Origin of the sequence: Olsenella uli, assembly GCF_901212655.1 — a bacterium.
GTDB classification, from domain to species: domain Bacteria; phylum Actinomycetota; class Coriobacteriia; order Coriobacteriales; family Atopobiaceae; genus Parolsenella; species Parolsenella uli_A.
This window is the reverse complement of sequence record NZ_CAAKON010000002.1, coordinates 46,653-61,136: the sequence shown is the minus strand read 5'-3', so window position 1 is coordinate 61,136 and position 14,484 is coordinate 46,653. Positions and strand designations below refer to the sequence as shown.

Genomic DNA, 14,484 nt, shown 5'->3' with positions numbered 1-14,484 from the left:
AGGTCCTTTGGGGCCACGCGTCCCGTCGTATAGAGAGAGGAGCGACATGCCCATTCCCACGCCTCCAGCGGCTCGCGTGCACGACTTCACGGTCGTTGCCAACGAGCCCGTTGCGGATGGGGTCTATCGCCTCACGATTGAGGCCCCCCGCCTGGCCGCCGCCATCAGGCCGGGACAGTTCATGAGCTTTGCCGTGCCCGGTGATGCCACGCAGCTCATTCGCATTCCGGTGTCCTATTCCGCGGCTGATGCCGTTTCAGGCACGATTGACACCTATTACGCCGTCGTTGGCGACGGCACCCGCCGCCTCTCGCAGATGGCACCCGGCTCTGGCTCGACCGTTCTCGGTCCTGGCGGAAACGGCTGGCACATTCCCGAGGGCACGAATCGCACGCTCGTGGTTGCCGGTGGCATCGGAATCACGCCCATCGTGGCCGCGGCTGCCATGCTTGACGAGGCCGGCGTCGCCCACGACGCCGTCGTGGGCGCCCTCACCGAGGGAAAGATCTGCGCCGTCGGCGAGCTCGAGGCCAACGGCTGCGGCGAGGTCCGCGTCACCACCGATGACGGCTCCGCCGGCACCAAGGGCTTTGTGACCACCGAGGTCGAGCCCATGCTCGCAACTGGCTCCTATGACCTGGTTCTCACCTGTGGCCCTGAGCCCATGATGCGCGCTGTGGCCAAGCTCGCGGAGGCCGCGGGCGTTGCCTGCCAGGTTTCCGTCGAGCGCATGATGACGTGCGGCTTCGGGGCGTGCAACACCTGCAACGTCGAGACGACGTCTGGCATGGTGGGCGCCTGCACGTCTGGCCCCGTCTTCGACTCTGGAAGGATGGTCTGGTGAACGGCGTGAACATGGCCGTCGATCTTGGCGGCATCAAGATGAAGAACCCCATCAACACTGCGAGCGGCACGTATGGCTTTGGCTGGCAGTACGAGGGTTTCTATGACGTGAGCCAGCTCGGCGCCATCACCACGAAGGGCTGCGCCGCCGAGCCATGGCCCGGCAACCCCGCCCCTCGCATGACCGAGATCACGAGCGGCATGATGAACTCCGTGGGCCTTCAGAACCCTGGCGTTCGCGGGCTCGTCGAGAGCTCGGGCGAGTATCTGCAGCAGCTCCGCGACAAGGGCTGCCAGGTCATCTGCCAGGTTGCGGGCCACTCCGTGGAGGAGTACGTTGCCGCCGTCGAGCTCTTCGAGGAAATCGCGCCGTTTGCCTCCGGCCTCGAGATCAACATCAGCTGTCCCAATATCGCCGCCGGGGGCTGCGCCATGGGCTCCACGCCCGAAGGCGCGGCCGGTGTCATTCGCGCGGTTCGCCCGCGCACCAACAAGCCTCTGCTTGTGAAGATGGCACCAGCCCGCGTGGTAGAGGTTGCCCAGGCGCTCGAGGCCGAGGGCGCCGATGCCCTCTCGGTCATCAACTCGATTCCCGCCATGGCTATCAACGTGCACACGCGCAGGAGTCGACTCTCCCGTCCCACGGGCGGCATGAGTGGCCCCGCACTTCACCACATCGCCGTACGCATGGTGTGGGAGGTCCATAATGCCGTCAAGCTGCCAATCAACGGTGTTGGCGGCGTCATGACCGGCGAGGACGCTGCCGAGTTCATCCTGGCCGGCGCCACGAGCGTTGCTGTCGGCATGGCCAACCTCGTTGAGCCCGCCGCCGCCCCTCGCATTCTGGGCGAGCTCGAGGCCTGGGCCGAGGAACAGGGTGTCAAGGACATCAACGAGCTCGTTGGCGCGTTTGAAGGGTAGGGGACTATGGGTCGATTCGATACGCTCTCCGCGCGCGACCGCGTGATGGTGGCTCTCGACTGCTCACCCGAGGAGGCCCGCGAACTTGCGGACAAGCTCGAGGGGCATGCCACGTGGCTCAAGGTTGGCATCACGCTCATCTACGACGGCGGCCTTCCGCTCGTGGAGGAACTCAAGTCCCGCGGCTTCAAGGTCTTCGTCGACGCGAAGTTCCATGACATTCCCCACCAGGTGCGAGGTGCCGTGAAGAGCGCGGCGCACACGGGCGCCGACCTCGTGACCGCTCACGGTTGCGGCGGTGCCGCCATGCTCGCCGCGTGCCACGAGGGCGCGCAGGAGACCCGCGAGGTCTATGGCCACGCACCGTACGTCATCGCCATCACGGTGCTCACGAGCATGGACTCCGACGAGCTTAGGCTCATAGGCGTCGAGCGTCCGATTCCAGAGCAGGCGGCTGCCCTCGCGAAGCTTGCCGTTGACAACGGGCTCGATGGTATCGTGTGCTCGCCGCAGGAGGCTCATGAGATGCGCGAGCTTCTGGGCCCGGACGCCCTCATCGTGACACCGGGCGTTCGTCCTGCCGGGGCCGCGCTGGGAGACCAGAGCCGCGTGGCCACCCCGGCTGCCGCCATCAAGGCTGGCGCGAGCCACATCGTGGTCGGTAGGCCCATCACCCAGGCCCCAGACCCAGTCGCGGCGCTTGAGTCGATAGTTGACGAAATCGAGACGGGCTGCTAGTCGAAAAAGCTCTCAGGTCGTGTACCTGCACTTTATTGAAGGCCCCCGACAATGGTTTGTTGGGGGCCTTCCTATGCCCTGACGTGGCAAACGCCGGGAAAATCAACCAAAAGGGTTGCAAACCCGCCGGTAAATCGCCATAGTCTCTTACAGCCAATTGCGCGGGTAGATGATTTGCGCGATTTATTTCGAAAGCACCTTACGTTTGGAGGAAACATGGCTCTCCCTCAGCTTTCCGAGGAGCAGCGTGCTGCCAACCTGAAGAAGGCCGCAGAGGCCCGTCACGCTCGTGCCGAGCTTCGCGAGAAGATCAAGACGGGGAAGGTCTCCCTCGAGTCCGTTCTGAACTCTGACGACCCGGCTGCCACGCGTATGCCCGTTCGCGCCCTCATCGAGTCCCTACCTGGCTACGGCAAGGCCAAGGCCGCCAAGATCATGGACGAGCTCGAGATTTCGCCGAAGCGTCGCGTCCAGGGCCTTGGTGCCCGTCAGCGTGAGGCTCTCATCGAGATTCTCTCCAAGTAGTGGCGCGCGCACCTAGGCTGTTCGTTGTTTCCGGGCCGTCAGGAGTGGGGAAGGGCACGCTGGTCTCTCGCGTACGCGAGATCAGGTCCGACCTCGGCCTGACGGTCTCGGCCACTACAAGGCAGCCGCGTCCGGGCGAGGTCGACGGGGTTTCGTATCACTTCCTCACCGACGAGGACTTCGACCGCAAGGTTGAGGCGGGGGAGTTCCTCGAGTGGGCAAATGTCCATGGCCACAAGTATGGAACGCTTCGCTCCGAGGCGGAGCGCAATCTTGCTGCCGGGCATTCCGTAATCCTCGAAATTGACGTTCAGGGCGCCCTCAATGTTCGCACGGTCTTTCCCGACGCAGTGCTCATCTTCATCGAGCCCCCTTCGATGGAGGTGCTCGAGGCCCGGCTTCGCGGCCGCGCCACTGAGGATGAGGCGAGCCTGAAGCTGCGGCTCGCGGATGCTGCCGGCGAGATGGCCTTGGCGGAGAAGTACGACGAGCACGTGGTCAACGATGACCTTGAGGCGTCTGCGCGAAGGCTTTGCGCGGTCCTTGACGCTCATGAGATGAATTGAGGTTCCTAAGCTATGTCTGTAATCAAGCCCGAGATTGACGAGCTGCTTGCCGAGACCGAGCACAATCCCTTCCTGCTCTGCTCCGTGGCCTCCAAGCGCGCCTGCGACATCAACAACATGCTTCGCGGCCAGCACCTGCGCGTCATGAGCATCCAGGATGTCGACGACATCACGACGGTCGTCTCCGGTCAGGATGCCACCTCCATCGCCATGGACGAGATTGCCAACGGCACGCTCAGCTATGTCCAGGAGGACTTCGACGAGGCCATCAAGGACACGAATGTCCCCGTCGGCGAGTAGGGCCATGACCCCGCGCGTCTGCCTCGTTCACTATCACGAGATTGGCCTCAAGGGCAAGAATCGCTCCACCTTCGAGCGTCAGCTCATCATCAACCTCAAGCGCGCCCTCAAAGGGCGGGCTGCTCAGGTTGAGCGCATGAGTGGGTATGTTCGCGTCTCTTTCGAGGACGGTCAGGTTCCCGAGGACGTTCCCTCACTCGTTGCCAAGGTGCCCGGCGTGGCTCGCGTGTCGCTTGCCTGGCGCTGCGGGTTTGACGCTGAGGATTATGAGGCGGCTGCTGTGGAGAGCCTGCGCTCCTGCGGCGATTTCCAGACCTTCAAGGTTCACGGCCGTCGTTCCTGCACCGATTTCCCCATTCATAGCATCGACCTCAACCGCCAGGTAGGCTCGGTGCTGTGCGAGGCGTTTCCGGGCAAGCGCGTGCAGATGCACCATCCCGACGTGCAGGTTAACGTGCATGTGGTGCAGGGTGACGTCTATGTCTATGCCGACGCTGCCTCCATGCGCGGCGCGGGTGGTCTTCCTGTGGGCACGGCCGGTAAGGTCGTGACGCTGCTTTCCAGTGGATTTGACTCTCCCGTTGCCACGTGGATGGTGGGTCGTCGAGGCGCCACCTGCGTTCCGGTCCACTTCTCCGGTCGTCCCATGACGAGCGACCAAAGCGAGTGGCTCACGCAGGATATTGTTCGCGCTCTCGAGCCCGCTGGCATCGTCGGACGTCTGTACGTGGTGCCCTTTGGCGAATGCCAGCGTGAGATCTCCCTCAAGGCCCCACAGGCCCTGCGCGTCATCATGTACCGAAGGCTCATGTTTAGCGTGGCCGAGCGCGTGGCCGAGCTTGAAGGCGCGAAGGCGCTCGTCACGGGCGAGTCCTTGGGTCAGGTTGCCTCGCAGACGCTCGAGAACATCAACGCGACCAACGAGGTTGTGAAGATGCCGGTCTTTCGTCCGCTCATCGGTAGCGATAAGACCGAGATCATCGAGCGCTCTCGGCAGATTGGCACGTATGAGATCAGTTGTCAGGACTCGCCTGACTGCTGCACCCTCTTCATGCCAAGGCGTCCAGAGACCCACGCGCGCATGCCGCAGGTTCACGAGGCGTGGGACACATTCGACCACGACGCCATGGTCGAGGAGCTCATGAGGAACGTCGAGTACATCGACTTTGACTCGTGTCCTTCGTATAGGCCACCCCGCGAGCTTCGCAAATGGCACCATGAGCTGGCTCCCGCTGAATGGGAGGTAGTGGAATAACGTTCCATTATTTGGAACTGTTGGGGCGGGTGACGGTTGTCGCCCGCCCTTTTTTGGTCAATTCGCAGGTTTTCGGTCGTTGCTTGTTTGGTGTCAGTTTGATTTGCGTTTGCGCCAGGCGGAGTTTCCAGGATTTCTCGTCTGCCGGCATTGCCTCCTTTGCAGGATGGGGTGAGGGGACTTCGGCCAACGGTTGTTGGTCGCCCTGTGCCCACTGCGTCTGGGAGGAGATGGCATGGCTCAAGTTGGCAAGGCACGGCGGTCTGAGAGCGGACTTGGCGGCTTGCTGCGCAAGTTTTGCGGCGCGTCACGGTCGAATGGCCTGTCTCGCGCGCCTTCTCGTGCGCCTGGGCGCGTGCTTTCTCGATTGCCATTGCTCGTGCTGGGCATGCTCGCGGCAGTCGCGCTCGTCGTCGGTGCGATCGCTTCGCGCGGGTGCACCAGACCGGGTGGCGTCGTGCTTGTGCGTGCGGCTACGACGGAGGCCGTCTCGTCGTTGTCTCCCGAGGCTTCGGACGAGCCTGAGGCTTCGACTGGCGAGGCCTCTGGGGGAGGCTCGGGGGATCAACGCGTCGAGGCCATGGCGAGCCGCATAGTCGTGCACGTGGACGGAGCCATCATGGACCCCGGGGTCTATGAGCTCGACGTTTCTGAGCCTCGCGTGAACGATGCCGTCTTGGCTGCCGGCGGCCTTGCCGCTGACGCCGACACCTCCTCCGTGAACCTTGCCGGGTCTGTCGCCGACGGTGACAAGGTCCATATTCCTCGTGCCGGGGAGGCCGTCGCTCAAGACCCCGCCGCGCTGGCGAATGGGTCTGGGGGCGAAGGTTCCGGTTTGTCGCCCGAAGGTGGGGCCTCGCTCACCACTCGCCTCGTCAACATAAATACGGCTACGGCCGAGGAGCTCGATTGCCTGCCTGGCGTGGGTCCCTCAACGGCGCAGGCCATCCTCGAAGACCGAAAAAGCAACGGGCCCTTCACATCGGTCGAAGACCTCATGCGCGTGAGCGGCATCGGAGAAAAGAAGTTCGCCAAGCTGCGAGGGAGCATCTGTGTCTGAGGCGCGGCCGTATCCCCCAAGGCCGTTCGTTCCGCCTGTGCTCGCGGGGCTCGCCGCCCTCATGGTGACGGGAAATCTAGTCTTGAGGGGCTTCGCATCACCCTTGGCGACGGGCCTGGCGTGCGCGCTCCCCATGGTGGCGGCGCTCGCGTGCGCCCTGAAGGTCAAGGAGCGCCGCGCGTTCCTGTATTGCTCGTTTGTGGCCGCCGGCATGCTCGTCGCATCCGTCCAGGGGAGTCTTGTGCTGTCTAACCTTGAGGCGGCGGCTGATAGCCTCTCGTCTGCCCCCGTCTCTTCGCTAAGCCTGTATGTGGAAGGGGACGCCGCGCAAACGGCGTCTGGTTGGTTTGTGCGCGCTTCCGTACGAGGAGGGGAGACTCAGGCATCTGTTTGGCTTACGTTGCCCGAGCGACCAAACTACGGTGACACGCTCAAGGTCATCGGTAGGTTTGAGGGCAATGCCGATGACGACTGGGGCCGTTCGAGTCGCGCTCGTGGTGTCTGCGGCCGCATTCGTGCTGTCCGCGTCGTCTCGGCAGACGCCGCCGGTGGGCCCGTTGGTCTGTTGATGAGTCTCCGCCGGGCCGTCATAGCGCTCATAAAGCCCGAGAGGAGCGCGGGGCGGGCGCTCATGGCCGGAGTGCTCGTTTCTGACAGGACCGAGCTCAAGTCCCAAGACCTCGAGGACCCCTTCGCTCGCGCGGGCCTTTCACATTTGATCGCCGTCTCCGGAAGCCATCTGGTGGTTGTTGGGTCCGTCCTCGAGGCGATGCTGTCTGGCCTTGGCACAAGGCCGCGCACCCGCATGGTTGGGACGAGCGTCATCACGGGAGGCTACGTGGTGCTCTGCGCCTGCCCGCCCTCTGCCGTGAGGTCGTGGGTGATGCTCGTTGCGGGAATGCTTGGCAGGGAGCTTGGCAGGCGCGCCCACGCCCCGTCTGGCGTTGCCCTCGCAGGGCTTGGTATGTGCCTTCTCGACCCAACCTGTGCATGTGACCTCGGCTTTGTTCTCTCTGTCCTTTCGGTCTGCGCCCTTGCGCTCTTTTCCGGGCATGTCGAGGTGCTGTTCGAGAGGCTCTTGCCGCCATTTCAGATGTGGGTGCGGGCGAGGAAGGCACTCTTTCGCAGGGCCCCGGCTCTGGCCGGCAAGTTGGATGGGGCACTCCGTGGCCTTCGGTCTGCCTTTGCTGCCACGCTGGTCTGTCAGGCGGCAACCCTGCCGGCATGCGCGGCAACGTTCGGAACCGCGTCGCTCGTCGCCCCTCTTGCCAACGTGCTCGTTGGCCCGCTCTTTGGACCCATCGTCTCGTTTGGCATGGTTGCCTGCTTCTTTGGTGGGCTCCCTTTTGCGGGTCCCATGCTCATAGGGTGCTGTGGCTTGTTGTGTGAGCTTGCGGTATGCCTTGCCAAGGCCATGGCCACGCTGCCATTTGCGGCGGTTCCGGTTAGCCTGGGAGCCGCATGGGAGCTTGCTCCGCTCATTGCTGCCGTCATGTACCTAGTCGTTTGGCCGCGTCCAACCAGAAGGTGCCTGCTTTTGGCGCTGTCTGCCCTCATTTCTGCCGTAGCGGCGGCATGTATCTCTATGTATGTCCTGGTGAGCCCTCGCCTTGTGGTGCTCGACGTGGGGCAGGGTGATGCCATACTCATCCGGAGGGGCACCCAGGCAATACTTGTTGACACGGGACCAGGTGACGCAGTCCTCGAGGCGCTTGCTCGCCAGCATGTGCTCTCGATTGACGCCGTCATCATTACGCATTGGCACGAAGACCATTATGGCGGGCTGGAGGAGCTCGTACGCACCTATGACGTTGGCGCCGTGCATGTTGCCGAGGGAGCCTCAATCTCGTCGCCTCTTGACGAGGAGATCAATTCGATTGCGGGGAACCTGACGGAGGTCAGACGGGGAGACGTCTTTGAGTTTTCTGGGTTTCGACTCGAGTGCCTTTGGCCGCAGGAGAGCGTCAGCGGTACCGAGAACGAGGACTCCCTGTGTCTCAAGGTGTCGTTCGCGGAGGGCGATGCTTGCCTTGACGCTTTGTTGACCGGGGATGCTGAGTCCTCGGTGCTTGCGGAGATCCTTCCCGATGTTGGGGACATCGATCTTCTGAAGGTCGGTCATCATGGCTCGGCCGCCTCTATAACCGAGGACGAGGCCGCGATGCTCTCGGCGGAGGTGGCTGTCGCGAGCGCCGGCGAGGGTAACAGGTACGGACATCCCACGGATGAGTGTGTCGAGAGCCTCGAGCGTGCCGGTACGCAGTTCCTTTGCACGAAGGACGTTGGGGACGTGACGATTGAGCCAGGACAGATGGGCCCTGTGGTCTCAACGCAGAGGTAAGCAATCGGCTCGCTCCGCCTTCTCCGACCCAAGGAGGCCTCATACGTGCTTGGTCACTTCCCGCTTTTATGGCGGGCGAGGACGTATGACAGGTAAAATCGTTCGACAGACAAAGGGGGAGATGTTACATGGCGCACGATTCCGCAGCGGGGCTGCTTCCAGCCTATCTTGTTGTAGGGGCTGACGAACTCAAACGCCATCGCGTGATCGAGCGGCTCAAGGGGCACGTCACCGGCGACCTCGCCGAGTTCAACCTCGATGAGGTCGAGGGCTCCTCTATTGAGGATCCAGCCCAGCTTGTTACGTCGCTGCAGACCATGCCCTTTGGCGCGGATGTCCGCGTTGTCGTGTTACACGGTGCTGGCTCTCTCGCCAAGGCCATCTCCGAGGCGCTTGTTTCCTATCTTAAGGATCCCAATCCCTCTTGCGTGCTTTGCCTTGACGCCGAGAAGCTCGCTAAGAACACGAGGCTCTATAAGGCGGTTGCGAAGATTGGCTCCAAGGCGGTCATTGACTGTGCGCCTCAGAAGCGCTGGGAGCTGCCGCCCTACGTCCAGAAGCTGGCAGCTGCTCGCGGCGCTCGAATCTCTGCCGACGCGGCGGACGAGCTCGTCAACAGATGCGGCGAGTCTACCGTCATGCTGGACAACCAAGTGGCCACGCTCGTTGACCTTGTGGCTCCCCGCACGGATATCTCCCTTGTGGACGTCGAGGCCAATGTGGCGCAGGTGGCCGAGGTCAGCCCCTGGGCCTTTGCCGACTCCGTGTGCGAGCGAAGGGCCGCAAAGGCCATGCGGCTTCTCAGGCTCATGGATAATCCCTCGCTCGTATTCCTTCACACCGTTCTTGTGGGTAGGCTTCGGGAACTCATCTGCGCTCAGTCGCTTGCCGCGCGCGGCGCTTCCCGCAGTCTTGCCTCCGAACTTGGGCGCGCTCCATGGCAGGTCAAGAATCACATGCGCTGGGCTCAGCGCTTTGGTGTGCAGGAGCTCGTTGAGCTCTTGCGCGAAGCCGCTGCTTGCGAGCGTGCCCTTAAGGGTTCCAACGATTCAAGCGTGGCCTTTGAACGCTTTGTTCTTGCAATCTGCTGTGGCCCCGTAGCGTCACGTGAGCACGCGTGACCTGTCCTTTTCGTTCCGGCACTACCTCGGAATCATGGTGAAGAGGCCCATGGATCTTTGGTCACTGGGCCCACTCGGCCTCAAAGAGTCGTCTTTACAAAAAAGCCCGCTACGACCAGCACGTCGTAGCGGGCTCAAACAAGCTATAAGGCAGAAGCTACTTGATGGTGTTGACGAGCTTCTGAACGCCGCTCTTACGCTGAGCGGCCTGGTTCTTGTGAATGATGCCCTTGGAGGCAGCCTTGTCGAGGAGCTTGCCGGCCTTGTTGGCGGCAGCCTGAGCGGTCTCGACGTCCTTGGCCTCAACGGCGGCGCGAACATGCTTCACGGCCGTCTTGAGCTCGGAGCGGACGGCCTTGTTGCGCTGGCGGGCCTTCTCAGCGGTGATGATGCGCTTCTTCTGAGACTTGATGTTAGCCACGTGCGGTTTTCCTTTCAAAACTTCTCTGTAGTGAGGCCTCTTGACCGAGACACGGGGAGGTCAACGCCGCGAGTATAGCAGAAGGTTTGGGACATGCACCAGCAAATGTGGCACTATTGCCTGCGTGCCCCCACTATTTGTGCATGAGGTGTGGACACGGGCAGATTACAAGAGGCCTTGCGGCTGTGCCTTCCTGTCAGCCTACGCTAGAATCTGATCCATGACTACTACAGACACCTCCCACATCAGGAACTTCTCGATAGTCGCCCACATCGACCACGGGAAGTCCACCATCTCAGACCGCATCCTCGAGCTCACGCGCACCGTTCAGGAGCGCGACATGGAGGCCCAGCTGCTGGACACCATGGACATCGAGCGCGAGCGCGGCATCACCATCAAGTCCAACGCGGTCCGTGTCATGTACGACGCGGACGACGGCGAGGTCTACCAGTTCAACCTCATTGACACGCCGGGCCACGTCGACTTCACCTATGAGGTCTCGCGTTCGCTTGCCGCGTGCGAGGGCGCCGTGCTCGTCGTGGACGCCACCCAGGGCGTCGAGGCACAGACGGTCTCCAACGCCAACCTTGCCATGAACGCGAACCTCGACATCGTTCCGGCCATCAACAAGATTGACCTGCCGAGCGCGCATCCCGAGGAGGTCAAGCAGGAGATCGAGGATGACCTTGCCATCTCGGCCGAGGACGCCGTCTGCGTCTCCGGCAAGACGGGCGAGGGCATCCACGACCTGCTCGAGGCCATCGTCTTTCTCGTCTCGCCTCCCAAGGGCGATGCCACCGCGCCGCTCAAGGCCCTCATCCTCGACTCGTACTTTGACGAGTACCGCGGTGTCGTGGCCACCGTCCGTGTGCTCGACGGCCACATCCGCAAGGGCGAGCAGCTCCGCATGATGCAGAAGGGCGAGGACTTCCTTGCCGACGGCGTCGGTGTGAAGCGCCCGGCCGAGACGCTTGTTGACGAGCTTTCGGTTGGCGAGGTTGGCTTCGTGGTGACGGGCCTCAAGGACCCGGAGAGCGTGCGCGTGGGCGACACCATCACCTGGGCCGAGCGCCCCTGCACGGAGCCCCTCTCGGGCTACCGCGAGGCCAAGCCCATGGTCTACACCGGACTTTTCCCGGTGGACAACAAGGAGTACGAGAACCTTCGCGACGCCCTCAACAAACTCCACGTGAACGACCCGTCGCTTACGTGGACTCCCGAGACGTCCGTGGCCCTCGGGTTCGGCTTCCGTGTGGGCTTCTTGGGCCTGCTGCACATGGAGGTCGTGAAGGAGCGCCTCGAGCGAGAGTTCAACCTCGACCTTATTGCCACGAGCCCGAGTGTTGACTACCACGTCTACAAGACCGACGGCGAGATGGTTGACGTCCGCAGTCCGCAGGACCTGCCGGACGTCACCTGCATCGACCACATCGAGGAACCCTACCTCAAGGCCAAGATCATCTGCCCGCCCGAATACACGGGCGCGGTCATGCAGCTTGCCATCGAGCACCGCGGCATCACCACGGACATGATCCACCTCACGCAGAAGTCCGTGGAGATGCACTTCGACATGCCGCTCGCCGAGCTCATCCTGGACTTCTTCGATCAGCTCAAGAGCCGTACCAAGGGTTACGCCTCCCTCGACTACGAGTTCAGCGACTATCGTGCGAGCGACCTCGTGAAGCTCGACATCCTGCTGTCTGGCGACGAGGTGGACGCGCTCTCCTTCATCGTGCACAAGGACAAGGCGTACGACCTGGCGCGAGGCCTCTGTGACAAGCTCAAGACGATCATTCCCCAGCAGCTGTTCGAGGTGCCCATCCAGGGCGCCATCGGCAACAAGATCATCGCTCGCTCCACGGTGCGCGCCCGCCGCAAGGACGTGCTGGCCAAGTGCTACGGCGGTGACATCTCGCGCAAGCGCAAGCTGCTGGAGAAGCAGAAGGAGGGCAAGAGGCGCATGAAGGCCATCGGCTCGGTCGAGGTTCCGCAGGAGGCCTTCATGGCCATCCTTAAGGTGGACGAGTAGCGAAGCTCGGGGCTTTTGTTTGCGGCAAGGATTTGGAGCGGAGACGCATGCGAGGACCAAGGCGCACGGAGGAGATGCATGAGGCGCAACGGAGGGCGGCCGTAAGCGACGCGGCAGGTCTCGTGCTGGCCGAGGGCGCCTCTGCGGCGGGGCTCTCGTGGCCGCTGTCTGCCTGGCCGCATGAGGGTTCGCTTGGAGAGAGGCTTATGCGGGCGCCCTTCCTTATGGCCCCGATGGCGGGCGTCACGGATGCGGCCTATCGGCTCATGGCGCGTGCGGGTGGGGCCGCACTCGCCTACAGCGAGATGGTCTCCGTGGCCGGCATTCACTACAAGAGCGAGAAGACTTGGGAGCTCGTGGACCCCAACCCCGCGGAGCCGGAGCTTGCGGTTCAGCTCTTTGGCTCGGACGTCGAGCATTTTCGCGAGGCCGTGCCCCTCGTGGTGGGGCGTCTTGGCAAGAAGCTTGCGCTCATTGACGTGAACATGGCGTGCCCCGTGCCCAAGGTCACGAAGTCCGGCGCCGGCTCGGCGCTGTTGGATGATCCCGAGCTTGCCGGGGACATCATTCGCGTCGTACGCGAAGAGCTGGATGCGTGCGGCAGAACAAGCCTGCCGGTTACAGCCAAGATTCGCATCGGCCGCAGGACGGGCGAGGTCGTGGGCCCCGAGTTTGCCCGGCGCATGGAGGCTGCCGGTGCCTCTGCCGTTGCGGTGCACGGTCGCTTTGCCTCCCAGATGTATCGCGGTGAGAGCAATGCGCTCGAGGTACGCCGCGTCGTGGAGTCCGTCAAGGTGCCGGTCATTGCGTCCGGTGACGCCCTTTCTCCCGAGCGTGCGGCCGCCCTTATGGCCGAGACCGGCGCCAGCGGCAGCTTTGTGGCTCCCGGGAGCTACGGGAACCCGTGGATCTTCGGGAATGCCGAGCTGTGCCTCAGCGGGAAGGCGCCGAGGCCCGTGGAGGCAGGCATGCGGCTTGCCGCCTTCCGCCTGCACGTACGCCTGCTCGAGGCAACGGGAGCCCATATCGCCAGGGCACGCAGCCTTGCCGGCTGGTATCTGCGCGGCGTGCCCGAGGCTGCCGCATGGCGCGAGCGCGCGATGCACTGCGTCACGCCGGGAGACTACCTCGCCCTCGCCGACGAGCTTGAGGCGACGCTGGCGTGATTGGGTCGCTTTATCTGCATGTCCCATTTTGCCTTCGCCGCTGTCGGTACTGCGACTTTTCCTCGGCGGCCACGGGCCACGGAGATGCGCTTATGGCCTCCTATGGGGAGGCGCTTGAGCGACTGGTCGCCGGGGCGTATGGGGCCGGCCTTCTGGACCTAAAGACCGCCTATCTTGGCGGGGGCACGCCCACGATGCTGGGCCCCCAGGAGCTTGCGAACCTCATTGCATGCGTTCATGGTTGTGGCCAGCCAGGTGAGCTGACGTTCGAGGCCAATCCCGAGTCTCTGTATGATGAGACTATTGCCGCTGCAGTGGACGCAGGTGCGACGCGCGTCTCGATTGGCGTCCAGAGCTTCAACGACCGAGAGCTGAGGGCTCTTGGGCGCGTCCACGACTCGGTGCTTGCCCGAGACCGAGTCTCGGCTGCGGTCGTCTCCGGACTTCGCGTCTCGCTCGACCTCATGTGCGGCATCCCTTATCAGACAGAAGAGACGTGGAGGCCATCCCTTGAGACGGCCGTCTCGCTTGGCGTCGGACACGTGAGCTGCTATCCGCTCATGATCGAGCCCGGAACCGCCATGGAGCGCATGTGCGAGGCGGGCGAGCTGCCTTGGCCCTCGGATGACACCGAGGCGGACGACATGGAGACGGCCGCTCTCGTACTGGGCGCGGCTGGGCTCTCGCGCTATGAGGTCGCGAGCTATGCGCAGCCTGGCGAGCGTTGTCGTCACAACATCGCGTACTGGACGGGCGTGGAGTATCTGGGGCTTGGCACGTCGGCGGCAAGCATGCTGGGCCGCGGGTCCTACGTCCGTCTCCACGAGCTTGTGCCCTCGTTGCCAGACCTTGCCGATGATACGGAACGCGCCCGCCTCACGATTACTTCGTCGACGCGCGAGATAGTGGAAGCCACCTCGCTTGCTCGCCTGCGCTTCGAAGTCGAGGAGCTGAACGCGCGCGAGGCCGTGGCGGAGGATCTCATGCTTGCCGCTCGCATGGCGGATGGCATTGGGGAGAGGCTTCTCGCACGTGCTCGACGTGTCCTTGGAGCCGTTGCGGTTGACGAGAGAATAGCCAAGCTCGTGAAGCTCGGCTTTCTTGAGAGGGCTGAGTCTGCCTATGCTCCCACGAAGCAGGGTTGGCTCCTTGGAAACGAGCTCTACGGTCCGCTCTGGGATCTCGCGTCTGAATAGCA

The 14,484-nt window shown here is 63.2% G+C and carries 14 protein-coding genes; 13 read left to right on the top strand and 1 reads right to left on the bottom strand.

The genetic code is table 11. The features are described from left to right. Positions 1-46: 46 nt before the first annotated feature. The 10 genes from EFAMC2_RS00395 (at position 47) to holA (ending at position 9,670) form a co-directional block, all read left to right on the top strand. A complete protein-coding gene (locus EFAMC2_RS00395; protein ID WP_261979947.1) occupies positions 47-844 on the top strand; it encodes a dihydroorotate dehydrogenase electron transfer subunit in 798 nt (265 codons plus the stop codon). Next, positions 841-1,764, top strand: coding sequence for a dihydroorotate dehydrogenase (locus tag EFAMC2_RS00390; RefSeq protein ID WP_154025880.1), 924 nt, complete (start codon positions 841-843; stop codon positions 1,762-1,764). Before EFAMC2_RS00395 ends, EFAMC2_RS00390 begins: the two co-directional genes overlap by 4 nt. Positions 1,765-1,770: 6 nt before the next feature. Further along, complete coding sequence (pyrF, locus tag EFAMC2_RS00385) at positions 1,771-2,502, top strand: orotidine-5'-phosphate decarboxylase (RefSeq protein ID WP_154025878.1); 732 nt, start codon at positions 1,771-1,773, stop codon at positions 2,500-2,502. 216 nt (positions 2,503-2,718) lie between these two features. Beyond that, on the top strand, positions 2,719-3,027 hold the full coding sequence (mihF, locus tag EFAMC2_RS00380; RefSeq protein WP_154025876.1) for an integration host factor, actinobacterial type: 309 nt from the start codon (positions 2,719-2,721) through the stop codon (positions 3,025-3,027). After that, complete coding sequence (gmk, locus tag EFAMC2_RS00375; RefSeq protein ID WP_154025874.1) at positions 3,027-3,593, top strand: guanylate kinase; 567 nt, start codon at positions 3,027-3,029, stop codon at positions 3,591-3,593. Before mihF ends, gmk begins: the two co-directional genes overlap by 1 nt. Before the next feature lie 12 nt (positions 3,594-3,605). After that, a complete protein-coding gene (locus EFAMC2_RS00370; RefSeq protein ID WP_154025872.1) occupies positions 3,606-3,893 on the top strand; it encodes a DNA-directed RNA polymerase subunit omega in 288 nt (95 codons plus the stop codon). Positions 3,894-3,897: 4 nt separating this feature from the next. Beyond that, on the top strand, positions 3,898-5,148 hold the full coding sequence (thiI, locus tag EFAMC2_RS00365; RefSeq protein WP_154025966.1) for a tRNA uracil 4-sulfurtransferase ThiI: 1,251 nt from the start codon (positions 3,898-3,900) through the stop codon (positions 5,146-5,148). A 367-nt stretch (positions 5,149-5,515) separates the two neighbouring features. Next, the gene (locus EFAMC2_RS00360) at positions 5,516-6,208 is read left to right on the top strand and encodes a ComEA family DNA-binding protein (RefSeq protein ID WP_261979946.1); all 693 of its coding nucleotides are present in this window, start codon (positions 5,516-5,518) and stop codon (positions 6,206-6,208) included. After that, positions 6,201-8,549, top strand: a complete 2,349-nt coding sequence (locus EFAMC2_RS00355; RefSeq protein WP_154025868.1) for a ComEC/Rec2 family competence protein — start codon at positions 6,201-6,203, stop codon at positions 8,547-8,549. Before EFAMC2_RS00360 ends, EFAMC2_RS00355 begins: the two co-directional genes overlap by 8 nt. 128 nt (positions 8,550-8,677) lie before the next feature. After that, positions 8,678-9,670, top strand: a complete 993-nt coding sequence (gene holA / locus EFAMC2_RS00350) for a DNA polymerase III subunit delta (protein WP_154025866.1) — start codon at positions 8,678-8,680, stop codon at positions 9,668-9,670. 157 nt (positions 9,671-9,827) lie between these two features. Here the strand turns inward: holA and rpsT are convergent, their stop codons facing one another. Beyond that, positions 9,828-10,091 carry a 30S ribosomal protein S20 gene (gene rpsT / locus EFAMC2_RS00345; RefSeq protein ID WP_154025864.1) on the bottom strand — a complete coding sequence of 88 codons (264 nt, stop codon included), beginning with the start codon at positions 10,089-10,091 and terminating at the stop codon, positions 9,828-9,830. Positions 10,092-10,311: 220 nt separating this feature from the next. Between rpsT and lepA the strand changes: the two genes are divergently transcribed. From lepA to hemW, 3 genes are read left to right on the top strand one after another with little or no spacing between them, the layout of a single operon-like run. Further along, positions 10,312-12,120, top strand: coding sequence for a translation elongation factor 4 (gene lepA, locus EFAMC2_RS00340; protein WP_154025862.1), 1,809 nt, complete (start codon positions 10,312-10,314; stop codon positions 12,118-12,120). Positions 12,121-12,167: 47 nt separating this feature from the next. Next, positions 12,168-13,286, top strand: coding sequence for a tRNA dihydrouridine synthase (locus EFAMC2_RS00335; RefSeq protein ID WP_261979945.1), 1,119 nt, complete (start codon positions 12,168-12,170; stop codon positions 13,284-13,286). Next, positions 13,283-14,482, top strand: coding sequence for a radical SAM family heme chaperone HemW (gene hemW, locus EFAMC2_RS00330; protein ID WP_154025858.1), 1,200 nt, complete (start codon positions 13,283-13,285; stop codon positions 14,480-14,482). The genes EFAMC2_RS00335 and hemW overlap by 4 nt, the downstream gene beginning before the upstream one ends. Positions 14,483-14,484 lie beyond the last annotated feature (2 nt).

Coding starts and splice junctions, on each gene's coding strand:
- EFAMC2_RS00370 (WP_154025872.1), top strand. CDS start 3,606: ATGTCTGTAATCAAGCCCGAGATTGACGAGCTGCTTGCCGAGACCGAG.
- EFAMC2_RS00395 (WP_261979947.1), top strand. CDS start 47: ATGCCCATTCCCACGCCTCCAGCGGCTCGCGTGCACGACTTCACGGTC.
- mihF (WP_154025876.1), top strand. CDS start 2,719: ATGGCTCTCCCTCAGCTTTCCGAGGAGCAGCGTGCTGCCAACCTGAAG.
- holA (WP_154025866.1), top strand. CDS start 8,678: ATGGCGCACGATTCCGCAGCGGGGCTGCTTCCAGCCTATCTTGTTGTA.
- lepA (WP_154025862.1), top strand. CDS start 10,312: ATGACTACTACAGACACCTCCCACATCAGGAACTTCTCGATAGTCGCC.
- EFAMC2_RS00335 (WP_261979945.1), top strand. CDS start 12,168: ATGCGAGGACCAAGGCGCACGGAGGAGATGCATGAGGCGCAACGGAGG.
- thiI (WP_154025966.1), top strand. CDS start 3,898: ATGACCCCGCGCGTCTGCCTCGTTCACTATCACGAGATTGGCCTCAAG.
- pyrF (WP_154025878.1), top strand. CDS start 1,771: ATGGGTCGATTCGATACGCTCTCCGCGCGCGACCGCGTGATGGTGGCT.